The organism is Phytobacter ursingii, assembly GCF_001022135.1.
Classification (GTDB): domain Bacteria; phylum Pseudomonadota; class Gammaproteobacteria; order Enterobacterales; family Enterobacteriaceae; genus Phytobacter; species Phytobacter ursingii.
Genome location: NZ_CP011602.1, coordinates 4,518,400 through 4,545,318 on the forward strand (window position 1 = coordinate 4,518,400; position 26,919 = coordinate 4,545,318).

At 53.5% G+C, this 26,919-nt stretch carries 26 protein-coding genes; 12 read left to right on the forward strand and 14 right to left on the reverse strand.

Annotated elements, in window-relative coordinates; all coding sequences use genetic code 11:
* Positions 1 to 122 precede the first annotated feature (122 nt).
* From AB182_RS24865 to fdhE, 4 genes are all read left to right on the forward strand, one after another.
* On the forward strand, positions 123 to 1,466 hold the full coding sequence (locus AB182_RS24865) for a vWA domain-containing protein (RefSeq protein WP_052958920.1): 1,344 nt from the start codon (positions 123 to 125) through the stop codon (positions 1,464 to 1,466).
* Positions 1,467 to 1,483: 17 nt separating this feature from the next.
* A complete protein-coding gene (locus tag AB182_RS24870) occupies positions 1,484 to 2,980 on the forward strand; it encodes a sensor histidine kinase (protein WP_047372408.1) in 1,497 nt (498 codons plus the stop codon).
* A gap of 4 nt (positions 2,981 to 2,984) precedes the next feature.
* The gene (locus tag AB182_RS24875) at positions 2,985 to 3,674 is read left to right on the forward strand and encodes a response regulator transcription factor (protein WP_047372409.1); all 690 of its coding nucleotides are present in this window, start codon (positions 2,985 to 2,987) and stop codon (positions 3,672 to 3,674) included.
* A gap of 106 nt (positions 3,675 to 3,780) precedes the next feature.
* Positions 3,781 to 4,710 (forward strand): formate dehydrogenase accessory protein FdhE, encoded by a 930-nt coding sequence (fdhE, locus tag AB182_RS24880; protein WP_047372410.1) that lies wholly within the window; start codon positions 3,781 to 3,783, stop codon positions 4,708 to 4,710.
* Between the two features lie 5 nt (positions 4,711 to 4,715).
* On the opposite strand, the gene AB182_RS32400 is transcribed toward fdhE, so the two are convergent.
* Positions 4,716 to 4,865, reverse strand: a complete 150-nt coding sequence (locus AB182_RS32400; RefSeq protein WP_139153726.1) for a type II toxin-antitoxin system VapC family toxin — start codon at positions 4,863 to 4,865, stop codon at positions 4,716 to 4,718.
* 190 nt (positions 4,866 to 5,055) lie between these two features.
* Between AB182_RS32400 and AB182_RS24890 the strand changes: the two genes are divergently transcribed.
* Entirely contained in the window at positions 5,056 to 5,964 is a 909-nt protein-coding gene (locus tag AB182_RS24890) for an alpha/beta hydrolase (protein ID WP_047372411.1), read from the forward strand.
* 64 nt (positions 5,965 to 6,028) lie between these two features.
* Positions 6,029 to 6,367: a nuclear transport factor 2 family protein gene (locus AB182_RS24895; RefSeq protein WP_047372412.1), complete on the forward strand. Its 339-nt coding sequence runs from the start codon at positions 6,029 to 6,031 to the stop codon at positions 6,365 to 6,367.
* 47 nt (positions 6,368 to 6,414) lie between these two features.
* Here the strand turns inward: AB182_RS24895 and fabY are convergent, their stop codons facing one another.
* The 10 genes from fabY to yihU all read right to left on the reverse strand — a co-directional run bounded on the left by fabY (position 6,415) and on the right by yihU (position 16,152).
* Entirely contained in the window at positions 6,415 to 7,356 is a 942-nt protein-coding gene (gene fabY, locus AB182_RS24900) for a fatty acid biosynthesis protein FabY (RefSeq protein ID WP_047372413.1), read from the reverse strand.
* A gap of 44 nt (positions 7,357 to 7,400) precedes the next feature.
* On the reverse strand, positions 7,401 to 7,838 hold the full coding sequence (gene dtd / locus AB182_RS24905) for a D-aminoacyl-tRNA deacylase (protein WP_047372414.1): 438 nt from the start codon (positions 7,836 to 7,838) through the stop codon (positions 7,401 to 7,403).
* A 2-nt stretch (positions 7,839 to 7,840) separates the two neighbouring features.
* Positions 7,841 to 8,704 carry a virulence factor BrkB family protein gene (locus AB182_RS24910; protein ID WP_047372415.1) on the reverse strand — a complete coding sequence of 288 codons (864 nt, stop codon included), beginning with the start codon at positions 8,702 to 8,704 and terminating at the stop codon, positions 7,841 to 7,843.
* Entirely contained in the window at positions 8,698 to 9,297 is a 600-nt protein-coding gene (gene yihX / locus AB182_RS24915) for a glucose-1-phosphatase (RefSeq protein WP_047372416.1), read from the reverse strand. The genes AB182_RS24910 and yihX overlap by 7 nt, the downstream gene beginning before the upstream one ends.
* 149 nt (positions 9,298 to 9,446) lie before the next feature.
* On the reverse strand, positions 9,447 to 10,352 hold the full coding sequence (locus AB182_RS24920) for an aldose epimerase family protein (protein WP_047372417.1): 906 nt from the start codon (positions 10,350 to 10,352) through the stop codon (positions 9,447 to 9,449).
* Positions 10,342 to 11,715 carry an MFS transporter gene (locus AB182_RS24925; protein ID WP_047372418.1) on the reverse strand — a complete coding sequence of 458 codons (1,374 nt, stop codon included), beginning with the start codon at positions 11,713 to 11,715 and terminating at the stop codon, positions 10,342 to 10,344. Before AB182_RS24925 ends, AB182_RS24920 begins: the two co-directional genes overlap by 11 nt.
* A 94-nt stretch (positions 11,716 to 11,809) precedes the next feature.
* Positions 11,810 to 13,237: an MFS transporter gene (locus AB182_RS24930; RefSeq protein WP_047372419.1), complete on the reverse strand. Its 1,428-nt coding sequence runs from the start codon at positions 13,235 to 13,237 to the stop codon at positions 11,810 to 11,812.
* Positions 13,238 to 13,306: 69 nt separating this feature from the next.
* Complete coding sequence (locus tag AB182_RS24935) at positions 13,307 to 14,317, reverse strand: zinc-dependent alcohol dehydrogenase (protein WP_047372420.1); 1,011 nt, start codon at positions 14,315 to 14,317, stop codon at positions 13,307 to 13,309.
* Between the two features lie 32 nt (positions 14,318 to 14,349).
* On the reverse strand, positions 14,350 to 15,237 hold the full coding sequence (locus AB182_RS24940; RefSeq protein WP_047372421.1) for an aldolase: 888 nt from the start codon (positions 15,235 to 15,237) through the stop codon (positions 14,350 to 14,352).
* Positions 15,238 to 15,261: 24 nt separating this feature from the next.
* Complete coding sequence (yihU, locus tag AB182_RS24945) at positions 15,262 to 16,152, reverse strand: sulfolactaldehyde 3-reductase (RefSeq protein WP_047372422.1); 891 nt, start codon at positions 16,150 to 16,152, stop codon at positions 15,262 to 15,264.
* Positions 16,153 to 16,324: 172 nt separating this feature from the next.
* Between yihU and AB182_RS24950 the strand changes: the two genes are divergently transcribed.
* Together AB182_RS24950 and AB182_RS24955 are read left to right on the forward strand one after the other, a co-directional pair.
* A complete protein-coding gene (locus AB182_RS24950) occupies positions 16,325 to 17,221 on the forward strand; it encodes a sugar kinase (RefSeq protein WP_047372423.1) in 897 nt (298 codons plus the stop codon).
* A gap of 38 nt (positions 17,222 to 17,259) precedes the next feature.
* Entirely contained in the window at positions 17,260 to 18,048 is a 789-nt protein-coding gene (locus tag AB182_RS24955; RefSeq protein WP_047372424.1) for a DeoR/GlpR family DNA-binding transcription regulator, read from the forward strand.
* A gap of 104 nt (positions 18,049 to 18,152) precedes the next feature.
* Here AB182_RS24955 and typA read toward each other — a convergent pair whose 3' ends face one another.
* Entirely contained in the window at positions 18,153 to 19,976 is a 1,824-nt protein-coding gene (gene typA, locus AB182_RS24960) for a ribosome-dependent GTPase TypA (protein WP_039077369.1), read from the reverse strand.
* Between the two features lie 380 nt (positions 19,977 to 20,356).
* Here typA and glnA point away from each other — a divergent pair, with 380 nt between their 5' ends.
* From glnA to AB182_RS32405, 4 genes are all read left to right on the forward strand, one after another.
* Positions 20,357 to 21,766, forward strand: coding sequence for a glutamate--ammonia ligase (glnA, locus tag AB182_RS24965; protein WP_039077370.1), 1,410 nt, complete (start codon positions 20,357 to 20,359; stop codon positions 21,764 to 21,766).
* A gap of 263 nt (positions 21,767 to 22,029) precedes the next feature.
* The gene (glnL, locus tag AB182_RS24970; protein ID WP_039077371.1) at positions 22,030 to 23,079 is read left to right on the forward strand and encodes a nitrogen regulation protein NR(II); all 1,050 of its coding nucleotides are present in this window, start codon (positions 22,030 to 22,032) and stop codon (positions 23,077 to 23,079) included.
* 8 nt (positions 23,080 to 23,087) lie between these two features.
* Complete coding sequence (gene glnG / locus AB182_RS24975) at positions 23,088 to 24,500, forward strand: nitrogen regulation protein NR(I) (protein WP_047372425.1); 1,413 nt, start codon at positions 23,088 to 23,090, stop codon at positions 24,498 to 24,500.
* Positions 24,501 to 24,609: 109 nt separating this feature from the next.
* Positions 24,610 to 24,732 (forward strand): YshB family small membrane protein, encoded by a 123-nt coding sequence (locus AB182_RS32405; RefSeq protein ID WP_139153727.1) that lies wholly within the window; start codon positions 24,610 to 24,612, stop codon positions 24,730 to 24,732.
* A gap of 74 nt (positions 24,733 to 24,806) precedes the next feature.
* Here AB182_RS32405 and hemN read toward each other — a convergent pair whose 3' ends face one another.
* Together hemN and yihI are read right to left on the reverse strand one after the other, a co-directional pair.
* The gene (gene hemN / locus AB182_RS24980) at positions 24,807 to 26,180 is read right to left on the reverse strand and encodes an oxygen-independent coproporphyrinogen III oxidase (protein WP_047372426.1); all 1,374 of its coding nucleotides are present in this window, start codon (positions 26,178 to 26,180) and stop codon (positions 24,807 to 24,809) included.
* 185 nt (positions 26,181 to 26,365) lie between these two features.
* The gene (yihI, locus tag AB182_RS24985; protein ID WP_047372427.1) at positions 26,366 to 26,878 is read right to left on the reverse strand and encodes a Der GTPase-activating protein YihI; all 513 of its coding nucleotides are present in this window, start codon (positions 26,876 to 26,878) and stop codon (positions 26,366 to 26,368) included.
* Between the last annotated feature and the right edge of the window lie 41 nt (positions 26,879 to 26,919).

Genomic DNA, 26,919 nt, shown 5'->3' on the forward strand with positions numbered 1-26,919 from the left:
CGTTTTTTTTTGCCCGATTGCGACGTTTTGACAAATTTTTGACAACTTAATACAGATAACAGACCAACCCGGAGCCAGGCCGCAACAGAATGGAGGCGATTCTTATGACAAGGAGACGTATCGTGAATCTTAAACACCTCTTTGCCGCTCTGGCATTCATTCTGCTGGCCCTGACGGCCAATGCCAGTGCGCAGCAACCCGTACAGAAAGTCACCATCAAATCTGACCTGGCCTCACCCGTGGTGCTGGAAAATGTGCAGGAAAAAAACTACCTGAAAGTGTCCCTGACAGGGTTCCCGCTCAGCGCCACCAGGCGTAGCCCCATTAATCTTGCGCTGGTTATTGACCGTTCGGGTTCAATGGGCGGCGATCGCATCCAGCAGGCGACAGAAGCAGCAGTGATGGCCGTTAACACCCTGAGTAGCCAGGACACGCTCTCTGTCGTGATTTATGACGATGTTGTCGATGTCATCGTGCCGGCCAGCAAGCTCAATAATAAAGAGAAACTCATCAGCCAGATTCGTGAGCGTCTCACCCCGCGTGGCGGCACCGCGCTGTTTGCTGGTGTCAGTCGCGGCATTAAAGAAGCCAGTAAATATCTCGATAAAGCGCAGGTTAATCGCATTATTTTACTTTCTGACGGGCAGGCAAACGTGGGTCCGTCATCCACCAGCGAACTGGCGGAACTGGGCAAAATTGCCGCCCGTAAAGGCATTGCCGTTACGACGATGGGAATTGGTGAGGGCTACAATGAAGATCTGATGGCCGCCATTGCGCAATACAGCGACGGTAACCACGTTTTTGTGCAAAACACTGACGCGCTGGTAAAAGCCTTCGCCCATGAATTTGGCGATGTGATGTCCGTTGTCGCACAGGATGTGATGGTAGAAATCAAAGTGGACAATGGCGTAAAACCGTTGCGACTGCTGGGGCGTGAAGGCGACATCCATGGCAATACCGTGAGCGTAAAACTGAACCAGCTTTACGCCAACCAGGAGAAATATGTCATGCTGGAAGTGCTTCCGGCCAAAGGTGATGCGACGCAAAGTAAGCCGCTGGCCGAAGTGAAAGTCAGCTACGACAATCTGGCCACCCACCAAAAAGATCGCTGGGATGAATCCGTCGCCATTCGCTATACCGCGTCTGCCGATGAGGTGCAAAAAGCACAGGTGGAAGAGGTCGTCGTTGACTCCGCCATTCAAAAATCAGCCATTCAGAACGAGCAGGCCTTAAAGCTCATCGACGAAGGCAAAATGGATGAAGCGAAAGCGGTGTTGCAGGATAGCGCAAACGCGTTGAACGCCCTGCCTGTCCGCGCTCCCGCACCCAAAAAGAAAGCGCAGGCAAGCGCGGAGGAAAACCTCAAGTTGCTGGAGAAAATGGAATCTGAAAGCAAAGAGGCATCGCGCAAATCGCTGAAAGAGCAAAGTTACAAGACGAAGAACCAAAGCTCAAAATCGAACTGATCCACAAGGAGTGCCGGATGCCCGGAAGTAAGCCGATTTTTCTCATCGCCACGCTGATTTTTTTTATCCTGCTTGCGTATCTGGGCTTTCGCACCCTGGAGCATGAGGTTTTGCTACGCCAGTACCAGGCGCAGACCCTCGCCAGGACACAAACCGCCAGCATACTTGCCGGTATCGAAGGGCTTCTGCAGCAAAAAGCTTCACGTCTTCACGCCATCAGCGATTTTATCAATCCTGACGATTCTGCCATGCTCAACGCACTAAAAGAGAGCGACGATGATATTGCTGCCGTTTTTATCATGCGTAAAAACCAGCTCCTTTTCCCCGACGAGCGTCAGCTGTTAAGCAATGAGGATAAAGAGTGGGTGCGCCAGCTTACTCCCCTGGTCAACGATCCCAGTCAGCTTGCCAGCCATATCGCTCACGGTGAACAAGAATCGCCGCAGGCCGGATGGTTTATTACCAACGAAACGCAGGAGCCGCTGCTTATTTACTGGCGACTAAAAGACAGCGCGGTAATCGGCTTTCGTCTTTCTTATGTGCAGATGATGATGGACATCGCCAATAACATTCAGGTCGACACTCAGGAATCGCAGCTGATAGTGAGGGTGACCGAGAATGGCCGCCAGCTTTATCAGAACGCCCCGGCGACTCTGAGTCAGTTAACACTTCTGGATTCCCACACGCTGGATTACCCACTGACCACGTGGCAAATCAGCATTTATAGTGTGAAGGCTCCGCTCTGGCACGTCTGGATATGGGGCTGTGCGTTAATTGTTCTGCTACTGGCGGGTGTCGCCCTGCTGGGATATTTACTGTGGCGGGAATACACTCGCGCCGCACGTCTCGCCCGACAACAGGTCGATTTTGTCAGCCAGGTGTCACATGAACTCAAAACCCCGCTGACCAATATCACCTTATACGCTGAACTGCTACGCGAAGGTCTGGATGACGAACAAACGCACGAACGACGCTATCTGGACGTTATCACCCAGGAAGGACAACGGTTAACCCGTCTTATCCAGAACATCCTCACCTTTACCCGAGCACCTAACGTGCATATCCGGGAGGTGGATATGTCAGAACTTGTCACTGAGATTGCCCATATCTTCACCCCGGCGCTGCAGGCAAAGGGAATAGAGATTCATATTGCCTGCCCTGGAAATGTCACGTTACGGAGCGATCGTGACATGATCACGCAAATTATCAGCAATTTTTTGAGTAATGCTGAAAAATATGCGGCCCAGGGAAAACGTGTTGATATTGAGGCACAAGCGGTATCCGGTCAGATTGAAATCGCCGTTCGCGATTATGGACCCGGCATTGCTGAGAAAGAGATAAAGATGATTTTTCTTCCGTTTTATCGGGTCAAATCATCCATTACCGAAGGTGTTTCAGGGACCGGCATTGGTCTGACTATCGCCCGCCAACTGGCACAACGCCTGCAAGGGGAAATCCGCGTCGCGGCGAAAAACCCCGGCATATGTTTTACCCTGATACTGCCTCAAGGATGAAACCATGAAGATACTGATTGCAGAAGATGACGCCAATATCCGCCAGGGGCTTGTGGATGCTCTTGCACGTGAGGGCTATACGCTGATTGCCGCGCCCGATGGTCGTGCGGCGCTGACGAGCTACCATCGCGACATGCCCGATTTCGTGCTGCTGGATATTATGATGCCTGAAATGGATGGCTATGCCGTGTGCCGTGAAATTCGTCGGCACAACGAGCATATCCCGATTGTCTTCCTCTCCGCCAAAGATGAAGAAATTGACCGGGTTGTGGGGCTGGAACTCGGGGCAGATGATTACATCAGCAAGCCTTTTGGCATTCATGAGCTACGGGCGCGGATAAAAACTATCGCCCGTCGTTGCTTAAGCCACAATGCTCCCCAACCCAATCTCTGTTTTCCTTTCGGCGATTTAACGGTTTTTCCCAACGAACTGTGCGCGAAGCGCGGCGAGCAGAAACTGGAGCTCACGCTAAGGGAAGTTCGGATTTTAAGCTGTCTGTACAGTAATAAAAATCAGGTGGTGACCCGGGATATGTTGTTTGATGCCGCCTGGGGCTATGACTACTTTCCCAACAGCCGCACGCTGGATCAGCATATTTCTCGCCTGCGCAAAGTCATTGAGCTGGACAGCAGCCACCCACAACTGATTCGCACCGTACACGGCATTGGATATCGCTACCAGGTTCAAACATAGCCCTAAATAAGGATGGCTGCCTGCGTAAATGCCGTTATCATAAATAGATTCATTCCGCCCTTACATCAATACTGAGCGAGGGCCATAAGACAGGAATCATTACGGCATGAGTATTCGCATAATCCCGCAAGACGAGCTGGAGAAGAGCGAGAAACGCACGGCGGAGGTCATTCCGCCGTTATTATTCCCCAGACTGAAAAATCTCTATAACCGCCGGGCGGAGCGCCTGCGCGAGTTAGCTGAGCACAATCCGCTGGGTGATTACCTGCGTTTTGCCGCGCTGATCGCCCATGCCCAGGAAGTGGTGCTGTACGACCATCCGCTGGAGATCGATCTGACAGCGCGTATCAAACAAGCCGCCGCCGAGGGCAAACCGCCGCTGGATATTCACGTCCTGCCGCGCGACAGGCACTGGCACCGACTGCTGCATTCCCTCATTGCCGAACTCAAGCCGGAGATGAGTGGACCCGCGCTGGCGGTGATTGAAAATCTGGAAAAATCCTCCGAACAGGAACTGGAACAAATGGCCAGCGCGCTGTTTGCGTCTGATTTTAGTTCGGTCAGCAGCGATAAAGCGCCGTTTATTTGGGCTGCGCTTTCCCTCTACTGGTCGCAAATGGCAAGCCTCATCCCCGGCAAAGCCCGGGCGGAATATGGCGAGCAGCGTCAGTTCTGCCCGGTATGCGGATCGATACCTGTTTCAAGCGTTGTGCATATCGGCACAACCCAGGGGTTGCGCTATTTGCACTGTAATCTGTGTGAAACCGAGTGGCACGTGGTGCGCGTCAAATGCAGCAACTGCGAGCAGACACGCGATTTACACTACTGGTCGCTGGACAACGAGAAGGCGGCAATCAAAGCCGAAAGCTGCGGCGATTGCGGTACCTACCTAAAGATTCTGTATCAGGAAAAAGATCCGAACGTGGAACCTGTTGCTGATGATTTAGCCTCGCTGGTGCTCGATGCCCGAATGGAACAGGAAGGGTTCGCCCGCAGTTCCATTAATCCATTCCTCTTCCCCGGCGAGGGGGAGTAACGTCATTATCTGCGCCAGATTGTGAATGCGCCCGGCCGCCGTTGCCAGGGCGCACTCACTCCCGGTACACCGGTAAACTCAAAGGTATTTCGCATTGCCCGTTCACGACGCTGCGTCTGCGCTGTCGCCAGGATTATGGCGTCTGGCCGCCCCATGTCCTATTCCTGACGCAGATTAAGACGCCGCTCTGCAATCTAAATTGATCGTTAATACAGGCGCCTTACGGCCTGAATTTCATCTTTGCGAGACGCTTTCCCGTTTCACCCGCCTGCGAAAAATCGCCGTTCCCATCGCCGTAAATCCAGGCTATAACACTGGATATATATACAGAAAATAGGTGTGATAATGGCGCTGGAAACAGGAATTGCAGAGCTGGTCAGGGAGTTTATCGCCGCCGGGCGGCCATCCTCGAGGGACAAAAGTATTGATGAACGGAGAGCAGGCTACATCGCCAGTACCGTGCTGGCGGGTGAAACGGAAACCCGGGTCAATGTAAAAGATGTCCATCTCGACGGTAAGACATTTCGCGTTATCTCCCCGCTTGAGGCAACGGGCCCATTGCCTACGCTGGTCTATTACCACGGCGGCTGTTTTATCAGCGGCGAATTTGCCACTCATGACAAACCATTACGCCAGCTCGCCTTTTATAGCGGCTGTCGGGTGATTGCGGTGCAGTATCGTCTGGCCCCGGAACATACTTTTCCTGCCGCACATGATGACGCGCAGAAAGGAGCACAGCTTATCTGGCAATACGCCGATGAACTGGGCGTGGATCGGCAAAAAATCACCCTCGCCGGAGACAGCGCAGGTGGCCATCTGGCGCTGGTCACGGCACTTCGTCTTAAAGCGGCGCAGGTATGGCAACCCGCTCAACTGATCCTGATTTATCCGATGCTCGATGCAACCGCCTATTTTGAAAGCTACACCACTAACGGCGAGGACTATGTGATTACCCGTGATGCGCTGCTTAGCGGCTACGCGCTCTATCTCGGTGACACGGATCCAATGCACCCGGAAGCCAGTCCACTCTGGCGCGATGATTTCAACGGCCTCCCTCCTGTGCATATTCTTACTGCCGAATATGATCCGCTCTGCGATGAAGGCGAAGCATTGTTTCAACGGATGACCGAGCAAGGGGTGGAGTGTTCCTGTCAGCACCATCTGGGGGTCATTCACGGCTTCTTTCAGCTTGGTGGCATCAGCAAAACAGCACGCGGGGCGATAAGAGATGTGGCCTGGCGGTTGGGATGTTGACGCTATCCTGTTGAAATAAAAAACATAAAGATGATAATTACGTTTTTCAGCTTAAGGAAACACCATGTCCATCGTTGCGCCCGTCGAAAGACAATTTGCCGCCTATAACGCCCATGACATCGACATGTTCACGGCCTGTTTTAGCGAAGACTTTACCGCATGGCGCATGCCTGCCACATCGCCTTCCACACGGGGTCGGGAAGCGCTGCGCGCGTTTTACAGCCAGCATCGCTTTAACAACCCGGCGCTTCGGGCGGAGTTACTCAGCCGTACCGTGATGGGGAATAAGGTGTTCGATCACGAAAAAATCTACGGCATTGGCGAGCAGGTTATCGAGAATATGGCGGTGTATGAGGTTCAGGATGGTTTGATAAAAACCGCGTGGTTTTACTTTGCCGAATAGCTGTACGTTGCCAGGGTCGAGTCCGACCCTGGCGCCGGACTCGCTAATTACTCTTCTTCGTTGCCGCCTTCTTCAAAAGCGCCATACGGTTTAGCCGGTAACACGATGTAGACCGCCTCAAACAAGGCACCCTGCTTATCGTCGCCAAACAGTTCTACCTGCAACTGAACACGCGCTTTACGCCCGCGAGCCAGTCTGTCGAGGTCGCCACTTAGCGAACCCAGATCGGCAATCGCGCTGGGTTTACCGGTGATAGGCGTGCTGTAGCGGATATGCGCATCAGCAAGAATAATCGTCCCCCCCAGATGCCGCTCACGCAACATCAACCAGATAAGCCCCCAGCCCGTTAACGTCGCCAGTGAGAACAGGCTTCCGGCAAACAGCGTATGGTGCGGATTCTGGTTGCCCGTCTCCGGCATGGTGGTGATAAATTTCTGCCCGGTGTACTGCTGAATACGCACGCCCATCTTTTCGCTAAGCGGAATATGCTGATACCAGGCCTGCTGCAACTGCCCACACCAGTCGCCGCGATGCAGAATATCCTCCAGCGTCGCCACGGGTTTGATCATCAGAAAATGGCGCACCGGCGTGGTTTGCGGGGCGGTAATTTCACCCTCATTGATAAAACCCAGCTTTGCGAAGAACTCCACCGCATCTTCACGTGCGCTACAGGTCACCCGCTTCACACCTTCCTGGCGCGCGACCGATTCCAGCGTCATCGCCATCAGCGTGCCGAGTCCTTTATCCTGCACGGAGGGATGTACAGCCATAAAACGGATCGAAGCCTCATTGTCGGCATTGATATATAACCGACCAACGGCAACGATTTCGCCTTCTTCATCCACAACCATTTGATGATGGGCCATGGCATCCCAGGCATCGCGTTCGGAACCTTTCGGCTGATGCAGTGGCTTGCGCAGCATCTCCCAACGGAACTGGTAGTAAAGCTCTAGCTCTTCTTCTGTTTGCGGTACGCGAAGGTGATACATAGCTGTATTCTCTCTTGTTACCCGTGGCAACTCCGCAAGCTGGCTCATACTTGCAACCAGAACGTTACGGGGCCGTCATTAACCAGCGATACCTGCATATCTGCAGCAAATCGTCCAGTCTGTGTTTCTATCTGCTGGCTACGGCAGCGACTGACGAAATAGTCATATAATGCTTCCGCTTTTTCCGGCGCGGCGCCCCGGGAAAAACCAGGACGCATGCCGCGTTCGGTATCCGCCGCCAGTGTAAATTGTGACACCACCAGCACGCTGCCGCCGGACTGCTGAACGTTGAGGTTCATCTTGCCGTCAGCGTCACTGAAAATACGATACCCCAGTACACGCTCGCACAGGCGGTTCGCTTTTTGCTCGTCATCTTCCCTTTCGACACCTAACAACACCAAAAGTCCCGGACCGATTTCACCCGTCACTTCACCCGCCACGGTAACGCTGGCCTGGGATACACGTTGTATCAATGCAATCATGGTTAGTCTTCTTCTTGTTCTGCGGCTTTTTTTAATCGTCGATATTCACCGAGAGTGACAGTTATTTCAGCGCCAAGCAAGACGATACACCATGTCCAGTAGACCCACAGAAACAAAATCGGGACCACCGCCAGCACGCCATAAATGAGCTGGTAAGAAGGAAATGTGGTGATATAAAGCGCAAACCCTTTTTTTCCCGCTTCAAACAACACAGCGGCGACAAAAGCACCAATCACTGCATCACGATTGGGCACGCGCGTGGTTGGCACAATGCTGTACAACAACCAAAAAGAGATCCACGACAAAATGAGCGGGAAAACGCGCAGCATATTATCTATCGCGCCGTTGAGTCCGCTGGCCCAGCGCAGAGAGAGCAAATAGGAGCTTATCGCCAGGCTCGCCCCGGCAAGCAGCGGCCCCAGCGTCAGAATCATCCAGTAGACAGCAAAGGAGTATATCCGCGGACGAACGCGCGTACTGCGCCAGATAGAATTCAGTGCGCTGTCGATGGAATACATCAACAGCAATGATGTCACCACCAGCCCGCATGCCCCAACGGCAGTCATTTTGCTTGAATTGGCAACAAACTGTTCAATATAACGTTGAATCACGTCGCCGGTGGTAGGAATAAAATTAGCAAAAACAAAATGACGCAGCTGGATGCTAACCTCAGAAAACATCGGAAACGCGGCAAATAACGCAAAGATAACGGCAATGAGTGGCACCAATGAAAGCAAGGAAACATAGGCGAGATTTCCCGCCAGGGTTGTCATATGGTCTTCATCGATGCGCAACCAGAGTAATTTAAGCCACGACCAAATGGGTCGCGTATGGTGTTTCGTTTTATGGCGAATAAATTTCAGCATAACTGCTTCGCAAAATAGTCAGGGAGGGTGTTCTTACCCGTCACCAGAATACTGGTAATCCCCAACTGGTTAGCCCCTTCTATATTATTCGCATTATCATCGAAAAAGACAGTGTTATCAGCGCTATAGCCTTCCAGTTCGAGTACCCGCCGGTAGATACGTGTTTCCGGCTTACGCATCCCCATATCTTGCGAAAGATAAACGTGGTCGGCGGCGGCCAAAATTTCCGGGTATTGATCCGGCCAATAAGTGGTGTGAAGGCTGTTGGTATTTGAGAGCACAACTACGCGGTGCCCTTGCTCGCGCAGTTGTTTCATGATGCTGATAACGTCCTTACGCAGGGAGACATAAACCGCCTGCCAGCCCGTTGCAAATTGCTCAAAACTTAACGACATGGACATCTCTTCACACAGCGCTTTGGCAAAATCTTCATCACTGATTTCACCCCGCTCATGAAGCTGAAAAGTTTCGCCCATCGTGAAGCTTTGTTTGAGCGTTGCAAGCGGCACACGACTGAAGTCACTCCATACGCCCAGCACCCGATTGAAGTCGATATCAACGATCACGTTACCCAAATCAAAGATATAGAGCATCTCTCTCTCCTTATTTTCCGTGGAAAGTTAACTGTAGCGGGAAAGTCAGGAGTTGAGTAGTTCGCCCGCTCAGACGGGCGACAGGAATGTGACGACTTCGTGAGGAAATGCCCCGCATGGAAATGACATCATGCGGGAACATGCACGACTTAGCGTTGTGTGAACTGCCAGCGGGTTTCGATAACCAACGGCTGCGCCGGGGAAACATATTCAGGATCAGTATTAATGGCATTCGGAGCTTGCGTCAGTGGGTTAACACAGGTGGCATCTGGTTGCTTATCAAATACCACCAAACCTGGCGCCCCAGAGGTCATGCTTAATGCCAGTTTGCCGGGCCATTCAAGATTTACCGATACCCCCTCGGTAAAACCAAAACAATCATCCCACGGGCCTGGGCGCGGTGAGACACGCCTACCGGTCGGCAGTTCATTCGCTCCGGGCTCTTCTTGCCAGTCTGCCTCAAAGCGCAACTGTAGAGCCTCATCTGTGGGTAAACCGCTGACGTTCTGTGGTGCATCCACCCATTTCGCAAACCAGGGATGCCAGCCAGCAGAAGCAGGAAACGTGTCGGCATCGCTACGAATTTCCAGGCACATGATTAACGCATCGTCCTGTAGCATAATCCGCTGTATGACACGACCTTTCCACGGCCAGGGTTCCGCCAGTGTCATACAGAGCGTCAGGCTGTCGGAGGTTATCTCAGTAACGTTCCACAATGAGTAACACGCCATCCCGTGCAGCGCATGCGGCGGTTTGTTGGCGGGTAATTGCCAGATTTTCCCATTTGCATCCAGTTGGCCATTACCCAGACGCCCTGCCCATGGCACCATAGGAAACGAACCATACTGAAACGCACGGCGCTGCGGGTTCCACTGGCGCAGCAGTTCATAGCCAAATACCCGTAGCGATGTCATCCGGGCAGCATCCTGTGGATAGACCGTCACCTCAACATGCCCGCGCTTCAATGTAATGGCATCACCCATCGGCCCCGGCCAGGGCGCATCAAACGCCCGCTGCAGTGCCTGAAAATGTGCATTTTCCCCTTCATTGTTCATGAGATTGCTTCCTGAGAAAGTGATAATCCTGTGTCAATTTTTGCGCCTTTCCCTGGGGTGAATTGAGCGGCAGCGGTTCGATAAACCAGACGCAGACAAACGACACCACAGAGACAACGAATAAGAAGGTGGCCACATACCAGGGTTCACCACCCCCTAATGCCAACAAACTCGAGGCGATAAGCGGGCTCATTCCGCCAAGAATGGCGGAGAACTGATAGGCAAAAGAGAGTCCTGTGTAGCGCACCTGAGTGCCAAACATGCGGGTAAAGAGCGTTGGCTGAACGGCAAACATCATCGTTGGGCCAAAGTTGTAGCCCAGAATCATGATGATCCAGATAATCGCCACGCTTTTGGTGCCCAGCAGCAAGAAGAAGGGAAACGCAAATAGCACACAAAAACCGGCCCCCAACAGATAGATTTTGCGCTGTCCGACGCGGTCGGATAGCCAGCCTACTAATGGGCAACTCACTATCCCGATAGCGGAGGCAATCAACATGCCGGTGAGCGGAATATCACGGGAAAGCGCCAGTTGCGTGGAGATATAAACGATACCAAAGGCGTTGATAATGTTTGAGGAAACGCTTTCAGCGAGACGCGCGCCCAATGCCAGAGAGATATTTTTCGGGTGTTTACGAAACAGCTCAATCAGCGGCGGCGGTGCTTTCCTTTCCTGCGACTTTGTTCGCCGTTGTTTAAAATCCAGCGTCTCTTCGGTATGCAGGCGAATGAACATCCCCACCGCCAGCATTAATGCCGACAGCCAGAACGGGATACGCCAGCCCCAGGAAAGAAATTGCTCCGGGGTCAACAAATGATTACAGAGCGCAAAAATGCCGGTCGCCAGCATAATGCCGACAGACGCAGCCGTTTGCGGTAATGAGCCCAGAAAGCCCCGTTTATTCTGCGGTGCAGATTCAATGGTCATCAGCGCCGCCCCACCATACTCACCGCCCAGGCCAAATCCCTGAATGAGGCGCAATGCCATCAGCAGCAACGGTGCCCAAATACCAATATCGTGATACGTGGGAATAAACCCGATCAGAAAGGTGGATGTACCGACAATACCCAGCGTCCAGATAAGGGTGATTTTACGACCAATCTTGTCGCCGAAATGACCGAAAACAATGCCCCCCAACGGGCGAGTGAGAAAGCCGACGCCAAAGGTGGCGAAAGCCGCGATAACGCCAATAAAGGGATCGCTATCGGGGAAAAACAACGGTGCAAACACCAGCCCGGCGGCGGTGCCAAAAATAAAGAAGTCATACCATTCCAGTAACGCGCCGGCGAAACTTCCCATAACGACGCGGCGCATCGCTTTACCGGTAAGTCCGGCAGTAGGTTCATGTAATCTTTCAGACATTGTGTTTCCTCTCCGTAGCGGTGAGAAAACTGTGGGTGAAACTCACCCACAGCAGGTACAGGTCATAGCGCATCGATACATGCCGGGCGCGTTATTATTTTTCCAGTTCAGCTAATACCTGAGCATCTTCCGCATCCACATTGGCCCCCAACGGTTCCCATTTAATCAGTGCGCACGTGATGAACCCGATAAACGGCACCACTGCCAGCCAGAAGAAAGCATCCGTCTTTAATGCGCCCCAGAGCATAGGCCAGAAAATAAGGCCAGCAATCGCTCCGGTACGCATAATGGCGCGAGCAAAACCAACACCTGTCGGGCGAATACTCGGAGGATATGAAAGCGTGGCGATTGTCATCCCCAACCCGCCAGGTCCGGCAGAATGGAAGAAAATGATGGCACCCAGTAACCCCAGAGAGAGCCAGGGGTTAGTCGTGGCCAGCGCACCCTGCGCCAGCAGTGCGAGCGTCACAACGGCGAAGCCGTACATTGACTGCAGACGCGTCCCTAAGCGCTGCAGGATAAGAGAGCCAATCAAACCACCGGAGATCCCGCACAGGGCGTTAACCACGGCCGAACCGGAAAGCGCTCCTGCCAGACCGCCGCTCAGAATACCTGCCAGCGTCAGCGGTAAATAGACGCCCACCGCGTTGTACTGCCATGCCTGCATCGTGGCGACAATACATCCCAGAATAGTGCGTTTGCGGTAACGCCCGTTGAACAAAATGCCGTACCCGGTGTGGATTTTGTTTTCACTCTGCGAGGCCTGGGCGATGGATTTTTCCAGCGCCACGCGGGCATGTACCCCATAGCGTTTTCGCAAGATATCGCAGGCTTCGTCATAGCGACCGACACGTGCCGCCCACATAGCTGATTCACCGATGAAGACGTAGCGCAGGATCATGATGATGACGGCAAACACGGCACCAATGAATATGCCGTAACGCCAGAGTTGGTCTTCCGCAATCCCGGAAAGCAGTAGCGGCAGCAGCACCAGATACACCACGGTGGTCGAAACATACCAGGCCATCTGCCATAAGTTGACCGATGTACCGGTTTTTTTCGACGTGGAACCACGAAGTTCCGCCACCGCATTGGTCGCCAACGGGAAATCGATCCCCAGGCCGAAGCCCATTACCACGCGGCAGACCAGTACCCACCAGATGTTCGGCGCAACTGCAACAGATGCCGCCCCCAGCGTACACAGCGCCATACCAATCAAAAATGCGCGGCGCTGACCAAAACGGTTAATCACGCGGTTTGCCAGCAGACCGCCAATCAGCGCAGCGATCAGGACAGAGGCGTTTACCGTGGCCGCCAGTCCGGGGGAGATCCCAAACTGCGCAGCAATGTATTTATTACCAAAACCCACCATTGCCGCCTGATAGGCATCAATCAAAATGCCGCCCAGCGCAATGAAGATAACGCCTGCACTAGCGTTAACAGCCGAGTTTTTATTAACAATATCAATCACGTCCTGTGGACGACTGATTGAATAAGGTGCAGGACTGGTGATTTGTACCATCACAATATCCTTTCTTTTTGTTGTAGGGGACGCTGCCCTGGTGCGGCGTCTGTCAGAAGTTGTGGCCCATCAGGCATCAGCGAATTGCAGCATGACTTTGATGGAGTCATTTTGCTGCGCACGCTCAAACGCTGCAGCGGCTTCACTCACCGGGAACATGTCCGTCACCAGTTCACTGGTATCAAAGCGCCCGTCCGCCAGCCATTCGATCACCACGTCAAAGTCTTCGGGGATGTACATGCCGGAGTTGAGCAGGTCGCGTTCGAAACGCTGCATCATCGGCAGCGGAATTTCACGCGGGCCGCCCGGAACGCCCATGCAGACCACGGTGCCACCGGCATACACGCGGGTGCAGGCTTCATTGAGCGTTGCCTGTGCGGCAACCACATCAATCGCGCCAGTAAAGCGGGCTTGCGCATCCAGCTCACCAGGGGCCCAGGCCTGTGCTGCACCCAGTTTGAGTGACAGAGCACGTTTCGCGGCATCGGGTTCGATAACGGTAATCTCTCCCGCGCCCATGATGCGCAGCGCCTGAACAATCGACAGGCCAATAGTGCCCGCGCCAATCACCAGCACGCTTTCCAGCGAAGCTTGCGGCATGCGTGTCACACAGTGGCGAGCACAGGCAGCAGGCTCTGCAAACGCGAGCACGTTTAACGGCATTGAGGCTGGCGCGACATGGCAGTTGCGCGCCGGAACGACATGCTGCGAACGGGCAAAGCCCGGCGCACGAAAACCCGCCACCTGCGGCGGCTCACATAGGTTAAAACGCCCGGCTTTACAGGCACGGCATTCCATACAGGCCATAATGGGATCGACCACAACATGATCGCCAGGCTTTACATTCGCCACATCGCTACCCACTTCGGTAATGCGGGCGGCAATTTCATGCCCCGGCACGACGGGGGGTTTGGCGAATGGATGCCCGCCTTTCAACACATGCAAATCCGAGCCGCAAATCCCAAAGAATGCCGGAGCAATGCGGACTTCGTGAGGCTTAAGTTCCTGGTGTGGCTGCTCGACGTACTGCGTCGTGACCTTTCCAATATCGGAAAATAAAACTTGGGTAATTTTGTCCATGGTTGTTCTCCTGGTGCGCTTATGGTTTTGTGTTAACGCTGAGAAATACCTTCATCAACAATCTCGGCCAGCCGTTGCAGGCGCGGAACTGACACATCACGCAGCATGGTTTGCGGATCTTGCGCGCCTATAACCGATGCCCAGACCGCACGGCCTGCCAGGAAACCGGATGCTCCGCTTTTCATGGCAATGCGCACAGCACGACCAAAGATATCGGCCTCGACGCCTGATGAAAGGATGACCCATGGCATGTTCATCTGGTCATTCAGTTTCTGGCAGGCGGAAAGCAACGCCTGCTCACTGCCCTTCCCGCCCAGTGGCATTTCCACTTTGTAAAGATCAGCCGCGGTGCTACCTAGTTCGGCGGCAGCGGCCACAATGGCGCTCTCGCGGTCAAATTCCCAGCCGCGGCGCGGCGGACGAACAACCGGTTCGATGATGCTCACCAGACCGGCACTGCGGCAGCGTTGAATAAACTCATCGACCATCGCGAGACGCGCATCTGCTGGTTCATCTTCACGCCACAAGACTAATAACTTCATTGCCTTACCGCCCATTTCACGCACGCGTTGCGGATCGATAGCCCGGTCGATTTCCACGCTATCAACCGGAATACCATTACCCGGCACAAAATGGTCAGCGGCGACGATCAGACCGCAGGTATCGGCAACCGCGCCCTGCGCAATAATCTGATCGAGACAAAATTGTTTATCAGCCAGTACTGCAGAAGCCCACGGCGAAAGAATGCGCGTCGCCGCCACTTTAAAATCGGTCAGTATGCTGTCAGCAACCGGTTTTGGCTGACCCGCAGCGGCAAACATCAAACGCATTGCTTCACGCTGATCGACGGCCAGCATGGCGAATCCACCGCCCGGACGCGAGATATCTTTCAGTGTGCAAGGGTTGTTCAGAGAAGACATAGTTACTCCTGTCGTAATCGATAATTAAAGAGAGTCTGGTCGGCCAGCAAGGCGGCGAACCTGAGATAACAAAACGCTCCAGTCCTGGCGGCCCCGGCCGTCGTGGCTGGCCGACCGGTAATAGGTTTCGGCGACTTCGCCCATGCCCAGCGGTACGCCGGTCTGTCGGGCGACATCAACGGCAATACGCAGGTCTTTCAGCGCAAGGTCGACCATAAAGGCCGGTGAGAGATCGCCTTTGAGCACTTTGCCCGGCCAGGTGGTAGTGAAGTGGCCTTTACCCGCCGCCGTGCCGCTCATCACGTTGATAGCGACATTGAGGTCAAGGCCTAAGGATTCGCACAGCACCGCAGCTTCGGCAGACAGCGCATTGAGCGCGATGCTCATATAGTTGTTAATCAGTTTGACGCGGATGCCCATTCCCGGACCGCCAGCCTCCACCAGCTCAGACCCCATGCACATCAGGATGGGGCGAGCGCGTTCAACCTGTTCAGACGTGCCGCCCGCGAGAATAAGCAAGGTGCCGTCTTTGGCGTTATCAGAGGTGCGACCCACCGGCGCATCCATCATGGCGTGGCCTTTTTCAGCCATTTCGCTCATCAGCGCATCGGTTTGCAGAGGGTGGATAGTAGACATGTCGATCACCAGCGCGTTCGCACTCAGTGTTTCGCACACGCCCGCTTCGCCGAACAGGACGTCACGGACAATGTCGCCATTAGGCAGCATGGTGATGATAAACTCCGCATCCAGGGTGGCATTTGCGGGGGTCGTTGCCGCAACCGCTCCCTTTTCCACCAGCGCATTGACTGCCTGTTGGTTGAGGTCGAAAACACGTAAGGAATGGCCTTTGCGCAACAGGTTGCTGGCCATAGGGCTTCCCATCTGGCCAAGCCCTAAAAATGCGATGGTGGACATGAACACTCTCCTGTAACTGAATGAGCAAAAAACTACAATCGATAAGTCATTTTCGTCTGTTTTTGATCATATTTGTAATTTATGCCTAAAAACCAGACATCCGTCACTAATTTGATCATTTATGTCATTAAAATGATCATTAGACGACAAAATAAAACAGGAACAGACAAAGATGACCAGAATTGCGTGTGTAGGGATTGCCGTACAGGATCGTATTTACTCTGTGAATGCGTTACCGACAGGCGGTGGCAAATACCAGTCTAACCAGTACCAGGAAACCGGCGGCGGGCCAGCGGCGACGGCCGCTGTGGCGATTGCGCGTCTTGGGGCTGAAGTCGATTTCATCGGACGCGTGGGGGACGACAACTGCGGTAAAACGTTAATTGCCGAGCTCCAGCAGTTTGGCGTGAATACGCAGCATTGCCTTCAGGTACCACATGCACGATCTTCACAATCGGCCATTCTGGTGGATGAACATGGCGAGCGGATCATCATCAACTATCCCAGCCCGGATCTCCCGGCCGACGCAGATTGGCTCGATGCCATTGATTTTTCGCAATATGATATGGTGCTTGCCGACGTTCGCTGGCATGACGGTACCGCAAAAGCCTTTACGCTGGCGCGAGCGGCGGGCGTGCCGACATTGCTGGATGCGGATGTCACGCCGCAGGACATCACCTCGCTGGTCGCCCTGGCGGATCATGCCGTATTCTCTGCCCCTGGCCTGAAACGAATGACCGGAAGCGAGAACGGCGAAGAGGGGTTGAACAAGGCCGCCACGCAAACGGACGGCCGTGTTTATGTTACTCAGGGCGCGGAAGGCGCATTATGGAAAGAGTATGATCATTTTTGTCACTTACCGGCCTTCGTCGTTAAAACAGTAGACACCACCGGTGCTGGTGACGTTTTCCACGGCGCGCTCGCCCTGGCGCTGGCGGAAAATATGCCGACAGAAACCGCAGTACAGTTCGCCAGCGCGGTTGCCGCAATGAAATGTACGCGTCCCGGAGGACGTGCGGGAATACCAGAACGTGAGCAAATCGCGTCATTTTTGTCACTTTATGCATAAAATAACGGGTTTTTACAGGGGAACTAACAGGAGTGTTCATGAGCATCACCGAACTGACCGGTAATCCGCGGCACGATCAGCTTGTTCACTACATTGCTGAGCGCGGCTATATGAATATTGAGGAGCTCGCGCAATTACTGGATGTTTCAACCCAAACTATTCGTCGTGATATTCGCAAGTTAAGTGAGCAGGGTTTGATCACTCGGCACCACGGTGGGGCGGGGCGCGTTTCGAGCGTCATGAACACCGCGTTTGAAGAACGCGAACTGTCATTAACCCAGGAAAAACGGGAAATGGCCGATGCGGTGTCGGATTATATTCCTGAGCGTTGCACCGTATTTATTACTATCGGGACGACCGTCGAAGCCGTTGCCCGCGCGTTGCTGGGTCGCCAGGACTTGCGCATCATCACCAACAGCCTGCGCGTGGCGCAAATTCTGTATAAAAACCAGGATCTGGAAGTCATGGTACCCGGAGGAATGTTGCGTTCACATAACGGGGGCATTGTCGGGCCAGGAACGGTGAGTTTCGTTGAGGGCTTTCGGGCAGACTACCTTATCACCAGCGTAGGTGCCATTGAGAACGATGGTACGTTGCTCGAATTTGATGTGAATGAAGCCACCGTCGCCAAAACCATGATGGCCCATGCCCGCCATACGTTGTTAGTCGCCGATCATACAAAATTCCATGCATCCGCCGCCGTGTCGATTGGCAACGCGCGCAAGGTTAAAGCGTTCTTTACCGATAAACAGCCGCCTGCGGCATTTCGGCAACTGCTGGAAGAAGACAAGGTGGAACTGGTCATTGCTGAGGATGACGTAAACTAAACGTCGCCCTTACGCTATAAATAAAAAAGCCGCTGATATCAGCGGCTTTTTTTCCGGCTGGCCATGAGACCAGCCCGGCATCACATATCCGTGAAGAAAGAAGATTAGTCTTCTTTAGAACCACGGTTAGCGCGACGACGATCGTTTTCCGTCAGGTGACGTTTACGAATACGGATAGAGGTCGGGGTCACTTCTACCAGTTCGTCATCATCGATAAACTCCAGAGCCTGCTCCAGGGTCATCTTAACCGGCGGAACCAGAACCGTTGCTTCGTCAGTACCGGACGCACGCATGTTGGTCAGTTTCTTACCGGTCAGGCAGTTTACCGTCAGGTCGTTAGAACGGCTGTGAATACCGATGATCTGGCCTTCGTAAACTTCTGCGCCATGGCCCAGGAACAGCTTACCGCGGTCCTGCAGGCTGAACAGTGCAAACGCAACTGCTTTACCCTGGCCGTTGGAGATCAGAACACCGTTCTGACGCTGGCCCACATCGCCCGGACGAATGTCGTCGTAGTGGCTGAAAGTGGAGTACAGCAGACCAGTACCGGAAGTCATGGTCATGAATTCTGAACGGAAGCCGATAAGCCCACGGCTTGGGATCACGTAGTCGAGACGTACGCGGCCTTTGCCATCTGGATTCATGTTTTTCAGGTCGCCTTTACGCTCACCCAGAGCCTGCATCACAGAACCCTGGTGCTGCTCTTCGACGTCCAGCGTTACGTTTTCGAACGGCTCTTGTTTACGGCCATCGATTTCGCGGAAGATAACTTTCGGACGGGAAACCGCCATCTCGAAACCTTCACGACGCATGTTCTCGATCAGTACAGACAGGTGCAGCTCACCACGACCAGAAACGCGGAACGCATCAGCGTCTTCGGTTTCTTCAACGCGCAGTGCAACGTTGTGCACCAGCTCTTTGTTCAGGCGGTCAAGGATCTGACGAGAGGTAACGTACTTACCTTCTTTACCGCAGAACGGCGAGGTGTTTACGCAGAAGAACATGGTTACGGTCGGCTCATCAACAGACAGCGCCGGCAACGCTTCAACATTCTGCGTATCGCAAATGGTGTCAGAGATGTTCAGCTCGCCGAGACCGGTGATCGCGATAATGTCGCCTGCTTCCGCGATGTCGCTCTCAATACGCTCAAGACCCAGGTGAGTCAGAACTTTACCGACTTTACCGTTACGCGTTTTGCCTTCGCTATCAATGATAGTGACCTGCTGGTTCGGTTTCACTTTACCGCGTTTGATGCGGCCGATACCGATAACGCCAACGTAGTTGTTGTAGTCCAGCTGGGAGATTTGCATCTGCAGCGGGCCATCAAGGTCAACGTTCGGTGCCGGTACACGATCAACGATAGTCTGATACAGCGGGGTCATGTCTTCCGCCATGTCTTCGTGATCCAGACCCGCGATACCGTTCAGCGCAGAGGCGTAAACGATAGGGAAGTCCAGCTGCTCGTCGGTAGCGTCGAGGTTAACGAACAGGTCAAATACCTGGTCAACAACCCAATCAGGACGCGCGCCCGGACGGTCAACTTTGTTGATAACAACAATGGGTTTCAGGCCGTGAGCAAAGGCTTTTTTGGTCACGAAGCGCGTCTGCGGCATCGGACCATCCATTGCATCAACGACCAACAGAACGGAATCTACCATGGACATGACACGTTCAACTTCACCACCGAAGTCGGCGTGCCCCGGGGTATCAACGATGTTGATACGGTAATCATTCCATTTGATAGCGGTGTTTTTAGCCAGGATGGTAATCCCACGCTCTTTCTCCAAATCGTTGGAGTCCATCACTCGCTCTTGAGTTTCGGCACGCGCATCAAACGTACCGGATTGCTGCAGCAGCTTATCGACCAGGGTAGTTTTACCATGGTCAACGTGCGCGATGATGGCGATGTTACGCAGATTTTCGATCACAACTTTGCCTCAGGCATTTAGAAATAGCGCGTTATTGTACACGGATTAATCGCACTACAAAACAGGATCACAAACATCCCCCGCAAACAAGGATTGCAGGGTTGCTTTGTGATCATTTTCACGAAGCGAAATTGGGCTGCTCAACGCAAGTTGCACCAATTCGGTGCTTGATGTTCACATTCAGGCACTGAATTAGTGCAACGTAACCATCATGGTGCAGCCCTTTTGCACTATGGTGCGCATAATAGCGCCTTTTTAGTGACATTTAAAAGTTGGCATAGATTTCGCTTTATCTTTTTCATGGCAACAACGACAGGTTAGCGCCGTAATTGTAGACCTCGTTACCACGACGACAATGATAAATCCGGGAGAGTTTAAGTATGTCCGCTGAACACGTTTTGACGATGCTGAACGAGCACGAAGTCAAGTTTGTTGATTTGCGCTTCACCGACACTAAAGGTAAAGAGCAGCACGTCACGATCCCAGCTCATCAGGTTAATGCTGACTTCTTTGAAGAAGGCAAAATGTTTGATGGCTCCTCGATTGGTGGCTGGAAAGGCATTAACGAATCTGACATGGTACTGATGCCGGACGCCTCTACCGCTGTCATTGACCCGTTCTACGAAGAACCGACTCTGATCATCCGTTGCGATATCCTTGAGCCGGGCACCATGCAGGGCTACGATCGCGACCCGCGCTCCATCGCAAAACGCGCTGAAGAATACCTGCGCGCAACGGGCATCGCAGACACTGTGCTGTTCGGGCCTGAGCCAGAATTCTTCCTGTTCGACGACGTACGTTTCGGCAGCTCAATTTCAGGTTCCCATGTTGCTATCGATGATATCGAAGGCGCATGGAACTCCTCCACCAAATACGAAGGCGGTAACAAAGGTCACCGTCCGGCTGTTAAAGGTGGTTACTTCCCGGTTCCGCCAGTGGATTCCGCACAAGACCTGCGTTCTACCATGTGTCTGGTCATGGAAGAGATGGGCCTGGTTGTTGAAGCTCATCACCACGAAGTCGCCACTGCTGGTCAGAACGAAGTGGCAACCCGCTTCAACACCATGACCAAAAAAGCGGACGAAATTCAGATCTACAAATATGTAGTTCACAACGTTGCTCACCGCTTCGGCAAAACGGCAACCTTTATGCCGAAACCCATGTTCGGTGATAACGGTTCCGGTATGCACTGCCACATGTCTCTGTCCAAGAACGGCGTAAACCTGTTCTCTGGCGACAAATATGCGGGTCTGTCTGAGCAGGCGCTGTACTACATCGGCGGCGTAATCAAACACGCTAAAGCGATTAACGCCCTGTCTAACCCGACCACCAACTCCTACAAACGTCTGGTCCCGGGTTACGAAGCACCGGTAATGCTGGCTTACTCTGCCCGTAACCGTTCTGCTTCCATCCGTATCCCGGTGGTTGCATCCCCGAAAGCACGTCGTATCGAAGTGCGTTTCCCGGACCCGGCTGCTAACCCGTACCTGTGCTTCGCAGCGCTGCTGATGGCTGGCCTTGATGGTATTAAGAACAAGATCCACCCGGGCGAAGCGATGGACAAAAACCTGTATGACCTGCCAGCTGAAGAAGCGAAAGAAATCCCGCAGGTTGCAGGTTCTCTGGAAGAAGCACTGAACTGCCTGAACGAAGACCGCGAGTTCCTGACAGCGGGTGGCGTATTCACCGACGACGCAATCGATGCTTACATCGCACTGCGTATCGAAGAAAACGACCGCGTACGCATGACGCCGCACCCGGTAGAGTTCGAGCTGTACTACAGCGTTTAATAATTTAAATCCGATGGATTTTATGTCGCAGCAAGGCGGCAACCTAAAGAAGCCCGATGAGCTTAATGAACTAAGTGATTCGGGTGACTGAGGGCAGCCAACACAGCTGCGGCGCGAAAGACATCAGGAGTTTTGTTGCCGTGGAAACTTTCAGCCCATCCCAGGATGGGCTTTTTTCTCCACCAACAACCTGAATTACCGCCTTATTTACTTATAAAACGCTATACTGCACTAAAATAGTGCAATCTTTGGGAGACTGCTGGATGGCAAGTGGCTCGTTGCCCGATGCTGGGCAGATCCTCAATTCTTTAATCAATAGCATCTTGCTGGTTGATGACGAACTGGCGGTACATTACGCCAACCCGGCGGCGCAGCAACTTCTGGCGCAAAGTTCCCGTAAATTATTCGGTACGCCGTTGCCGGACCTGCTGAGCTATTTCTCGCTCAATATCGTTCTGATGCGGGAAAGTCTCGATGCTGGACAAGGCTTTACGGACAATGAAGTGACCCTCGTTATCGACGGGCGCTCACATATTCTCTCGTTAACGGCGCAACGGTTGCCTGAGGGGCTCATCCTGCTGGAGATGGCGCCGATGGACAATCAGCGACGACTGAGCCAGGAACAACTCCAGCATGCCCAGCAAGTGGCAGCACGCGATCTGGTACGCGGCCTGGCGCATGAAATCAAAAATCCGCTCGGAGGCTTACGTGGTGCGGCGCAGCTCTTAAGCAAAGCCCTGCCTGACCCTTCATTGCTGGAGTACACCAAAGTCATCATTGAACAGGCCGATCGTCTGCGTAACCTGGTGGACCGACTGCTTGGGCCTCAACAGCCCGGTATGCACGTAACAGAAAGCATACACAAAGTCGCTGAACGCGTCGTGAAGCTGGTGTCGATGGAATTGCCTGATAACGTCACCCTGGTCCGCGACTATGACCCAAGTCTGCCTGAGCTGGCACACGATCCCGACCAGATTGAGCAGGTGCTGCTGAACATTGTTCGCAACGCGCTACAGGCGCTGGGACCTGAGGGCGGCGAAATTATTCTGCGTACTCGTACCGCGTTTCAGCTCACTCTGCACGGCGTTCGCTATCGCCTTGCGGCACGTATTGATGTGGAAGATAACGGACCAGGTATTCCGTCAAACCTGCAGGACACGCTGTTTTACCCGATGGTGAGCGGACGTGAAGGTGGTACTGGCTTAGGGTTATCTATCGCTCGAAGTTTGATTGATCAACATTCTGGCAAAATTGAATTCACCAGTTGGCCAGGCCATACCGAGTTCTCGGTGTTCCTGCCTATTCGGAAATAGAGGTGTTTATGCAACGAGGGATAGTCTGGATCGTTGATGACGATAGCTCCATCCGTTGGGTGCTTGAACGCGCGCTCACCGGGGCAGGCTTGAGCTGTACAACGTTTGAAAACGCAAATGAAGTGCTTGATGCGCTGACCACCAAAACGCCGGACGTGCTGTTGTCGGATATTCGCATGCCCGGTATGGATGGTCTTGCCTTGCTAAAGCAAATCAAACAGCGCCACCCGATGCTTCCGGTCATCATTATGACCGCGCATTCCGACCTGGATGCGGCAGTCAGCGCGTATCAGCAAGGGGCGTTTGATTATCTGCCAAAGCCTTTTGATATTGACGAAGCGGTGGCGCTGGTTGAACGTGCCATCAGCCATTATCAGGAACAGCAGCAACCGCGTAATGTGCAGGTTAGCGGACCAACCACCGATATTATTGGTGAAGCGCCTGCGATGCAGGATGTCTTTCGCATCATTGGCCGTCTGTCTCGTTCGTCTATCAGCGTTTTAATCAACGGTGAGTCCGGTACCGGTAAAGAGCTGGTCGCCCACGCGCTGCATCGCCATAGCCCGCGGGTGAAAGCGCCTTTCATTGCGCTGAACATGGCGGCCATCCCAAAAGATTTGATTGAATCTGAGCTGTTTGGCCACGAGAAAGGGGCGTTTACCGGCGCCAATACCATACGTCAGGGTCGTTTCGAACAGGCCGATGGCGGTACGCTGTTCCTCGATGAAATCGGCGATATGCCGCTGGACGTACAGACGCGCCTGTTGCGCGTTCTGGCCGATGGACAGTTCTACCGTGTCGGTGGTTATGCGCCGGTGAAGGTCGATGTACGCATCATTGCCGCTACGCACCAGAACCTGGAGTTGCGCGTGCAGGAAGGAAAATTCCGCGAGGATTTATTCCACCGCCTGAACGTTATCCGCGTGCACCTTCCGCCGCTGCGTGAACGTCGCGAGGATATTCCCCGTCTGGCGCGCCATTTTCTTCAGGTCGCAGCCCGTGAGCTGGGGGTCGAAGCAAAGCAATTGCATCCGGAAACCGAAGCGGCACTCACTCGCCTGGCCTGGCCGGGTAACGTACGCCAACTGGAGAACACCTGCCGTTGGTTAACCGTGATGGCTGCCGGACAGGAAGTCCTGATTCAGGATTTACCGGCTGAATTGTTTGAAACCACGATCCCGGAAAGCAGTACGGGGCAGTCGCTGCCGGATAGCTGGGCAACGCTGTTGGCGCAATGGGCCGACAGAGCGCTACGTTCCGGTCATCAAAACCTGCTTTCCGAAGCGCAACCGGAAATGGAACGGACCTTGTTGACGACTGCATTACGTCATACGCAGGGGCATAAACAAGAAGCAGCACGTTTACTGGGATGGGGGCGTAACACCCTGACGCGTAAGCTCAAAGAGCTGGGAATGGAGTAATATTCCAGCTAATTGTAAAGATTGAATAGCGAGCGCAAATTGCTGCAATTTTGCGCTTTACTGTTCCGATGGGTTCAGTATGATCTTGCCCGTCCACGGGGAGGTCATCATGCTGGAATCACTCATCAACATCGTGTCGAGCAGCGCAGGCGTTAGCGCCGCCGCCAGCCACACGCCACAAGCCGCCGTCGCTGCCGTATTGTGCGCCGCGCTGTTTGGGCTATTTAGCTAAGCGCCAGCTGGCGCTTCGCTTATCAGGTCACGGTCTGATATCCCCGGCCAGCGCATCGCCGCCGGGGAAACCGCTTAAATCACCCTTGAAAACTGCTGCATGCGCGCTTTCTGGCGCAGGTATACATCAAAACACATGCAAATATTGCGAATTAATAAGCGCCCTTTCGCCGTTACTTCAATACCCTGCTCGTTAATCTCCACCAGCCCATCATTCGCCAGCGGCTTAAGCAGTTTCAGATCTTCGGCAAAGTAGTCGTTGAAGCGCAGATCCCACTGATTCTCAACACGGCTAAAATCGAGACGGAAATGGCAAATAAGCGCTTTTATCACGTCACGACGAATACAGTCGTCACGGGTCAGCGCAATCCCGCGCCACAAAGCATTGCCGGTGTCGTCTACCTGTTGGTAATAGGCTTTTAACTCTTTCTGATTCTGCGCGTAACTGTCGCCAATCATGCTGATGGCCGAAACGCCCATCCCTAACAGATCGGTATCGCCCTGGGTGGTATAGCCCTGGAAGTTGCGGTGCAGAACCCCCTCACGCTGGGCTACCGCCAGCTCATCATCAGGACGGGCAAAATGGTCCATACCGATGAACTGATAACCGGCGTCGGTCAGCGAAACAATGGTCTGTTGCAGGATATCCAGTTTCTGTTGTGCAGACGGCAGTTCCGCGTCTTTGATTTTACGCTGGGCCGCAAACAGAGTGGGAAGATGGGCGTAGTTAAACACACTCAGGCGATCGGGACTCAGTTCTGCCACCCGACTCAGGGTGAAGGCAAAACTTTCCGGCGTCTGTTTCGGCAAACCATAAATCAAATCAATATTGGTCGAGGTGAAACCAATGTCGCGCGCACGTTTAATCAGCGCAAAGATGAAGGACTCGTCCTGCTCACGGTTAACCAGCCGCTGGACCTCTTTATTAAAGTCCTGCACCCCCATGCTCAGGCGATTAAAGCCTTCCGATCGTAAATGATCCAGGACATCCAGCTCAATTTCACGCGGATCCACTTCAATAGAGATTTCCGCATCCACATCGAACTGAAAATGGCTACGCAGTAAGCCCATCAGGCGGCTGATTTGCGCTTTATTCAGGTAGGTTGGCGTACCACCGCCCCAGTGAAGCTGGCTGACGCGACGATCGGCGAACAGCGGCGCGCGGTGGATAATCTCTTGTTCCAGGGCATCCAGATAGTGGTCAGCTTTGTGTTGTTGGCGCGTAACAATCTTATTGCAGCCGCAGAAATAACAAAGCTTATGGCAAAACGGAATGTGCACATACAGTGACAACGGTCGCTCTGGATAACGTGCGACGGCACTACGGAAATTTTCTTCGCCATAGTCAGCGGAAAACTCCAGCGCGGTGGGATATGACGTGTAGCGCGGCCCGGAATAGTTATATTTCTGGATAAGGGCCAGATCCCAGTCAATTAATTGCTCAGACATGCTCACTCCTTCCGATAACGCCGCTGGCGGGTACGGCGGCCCGGCCTGACCTCATTTCGGGTCATAAGCCGGTTGCGCAGCCACAGTTTGCGCCGCGACAACCGCTGTAGTTTAACGAATAACCACACCAGATAACATATAACCGGAAGGGTTATAAGCAGGACAGGCAGGCCCATACCTGACCGTTAATTGCCGCCTTTGAGCAAGCGCATCATGTCTTCGCGGCCTTCTTCCTCTTCTTCTTCGTCATCATCGTAGGAGAGGCCGAGTTGCTGCATTAATTCATCAATGCGGTCAAGTTTAGCGTCTACCCAGCTTTGCTCTTCAGCGCTCAGGGATTCGCCCTCTTCAAGTCGTTCCAGCAACGCGTCCAGGCGCTCATCGTTCTCCAGCAGATCCAGTTCAGCTTGCGGTGAAAGCATAGGTTTCTCGCTCTTTGGTTTGTGCTGCTTTTTGACCTGGGGCTCGGTCGCACCCAGTGGAATCGGTTTCTTGCTGCCAACGCGCGGATCGGCCTGAGAAGCGCCTTTTCCTGAGCCAGAGGACGCGCTTGCACCGCTTGCACGGCTACCGGCCGCATTGCCACGGTGCTTTTTATCGCGCTTACGGTCACGCCCTTCCTGGTTGAGTTCTTCACGTGATTTACGGTGCGCTTTGCCAGGTGTTTTGCCGCGCGGAGTGGTCGAAGGTTTTTTCATGATAGTCGGCTTAGATGGTTTTATTCAGTATAGAATTGCGG

Coding starts and splice junctions, on each gene's coding strand:
- AB182_RS24870 (WP_047372408.1), top strand. CDS start 1,484: ATGCCCGGAAGTAAGCCGATTTTTCTCATCGCCACGCTGATTTTTTTT.
- AB182_RS24875 (WP_047372409.1), top strand. CDS start 2,985: ATGAAGATACTGATTGCAGAAGATGACGCCAATATCCGCCAGGGGCTT.
- fdhE (WP_047372410.1), top strand. CDS start 3,781: ATGAGTATTCGCATAATCCCGCAAGACGAGCTGGAGAAGAGCGAGAAA.
- AB182_RS32400 (WP_139153726.1), bottom strand. CDS start 4,865: ATGGGGCGGCCAGACGCCATAATCCTGGCGACAGCGCAGACGCAGCGT.
- AB182_RS24890 (WP_047372411.1), top strand. CDS start 5,056: ATGGCGCTGGAAACAGGAATTGCAGAGCTGGTCAGGGAGTTTATCGCC.
- AB182_RS24895 (WP_047372412.1), top strand. CDS start 6,029: ATGTCCATCGTTGCGCCCGTCGAAAGACAATTTGCCGCCTATAACGCC.
- fabY (WP_047372413.1), bottom strand. CDS start 7,356: ATGTATCACCTTCGCGTACCGCAAACAGAAGAAGAGCTAGAGCTTTAC.
- dtd (WP_047372414.1), bottom strand. CDS start 7,838: ATGATTGCATTGATACAACGTGTATCCCAGGCCAGCGTTACCGTGGCG.
- AB182_RS24910 (WP_047372415.1), bottom strand. CDS start 8,704: ATGCTGAAATTTATTCGCCATAAAACGAAACACCATACGCGACCCATT.
- yihX (WP_047372416.1), bottom strand. CDS start 9,297: ATGCTCTATATCTTTGATTTGGGTAACGTGATCGTTGATATCGACTTC.
- AB182_RS24920 (WP_047372417.1), bottom strand. CDS start 10,352: ATGAACAATGAAGGGGAAAATGCACATTTTCAGGCACTGCAGCGGGCG.
- AB182_RS24925 (WP_047372418.1), bottom strand. CDS start 11,715: ATGTCTGAAAGATTACATGAACCTACTGCCGGACTTACCGGTAAAGCG.
- AB182_RS24930 (WP_047372419.1), bottom strand. CDS start 13,237: ATGGTACAAATCACCAGTCCTGCACCTTATTCAATCAGTCGTCCACAG.
- AB182_RS24935 (WP_047372420.1), bottom strand. CDS start 14,317: ATGGACAAAATTACCCAAGTTTTATTTTCCGATATTGGAAAGGTCACG.
- AB182_RS24940 (WP_047372421.1), bottom strand. CDS start 15,237: ATGTCTTCTCTGAACAACCCTTGCACACTGAAAGATATCTCGCGTCCG.
- yihU (WP_047372422.1), bottom strand. CDS start 16,152: ATGTCCACCATCGCATTTTTAGGGCTTGGCCAGATGGGAAGCCCTATG.
- AB182_RS24950 (WP_047372423.1), top strand. CDS start 16,325: ATGACCAGAATTGCGTGTGTAGGGATTGCCGTACAGGATCGTATTTAC.
- AB182_RS24955 (WP_047372424.1), top strand. CDS start 17,260: ATGAGCATCACCGAACTGACCGGTAATCCGCGGCACGATCAGCTTGTT.
- glnA (WP_039077370.1), top strand. CDS start 20,357: ATGTCCGCTGAACACGTTTTGACGATGCTGAACGAGCACGAAGTCAAG.
- glnL (WP_039077371.1), top strand. CDS start 22,030: ATGGCAAGTGGCTCGTTGCCCGATGCTGGGCAGATCCTCAATTCTTTA.
- glnG (WP_047372425.1), top strand. CDS start 23,088: ATGCAACGAGGGATAGTCTGGATCGTTGATGACGATAGCTCCATCCGT.
- AB182_RS32405 (WP_139153727.1), top strand. CDS start 24,610: ATGCTGGAATCACTCATCAACATCGTGTCGAGCAGCGCAGGCGTTAGC.
- hemN (WP_047372426.1), bottom strand. CDS start 26,180: ATGTCTGAGCAATTAATTGACTGGGATCTGGCCCTTATCCAGAAATAT.
- yihI (WP_047372427.1), bottom strand. CDS start 26,878: ATGAAAAAACCTTCGACCACTCCGCGCGGCAAAACACCTGGCAAAGCG.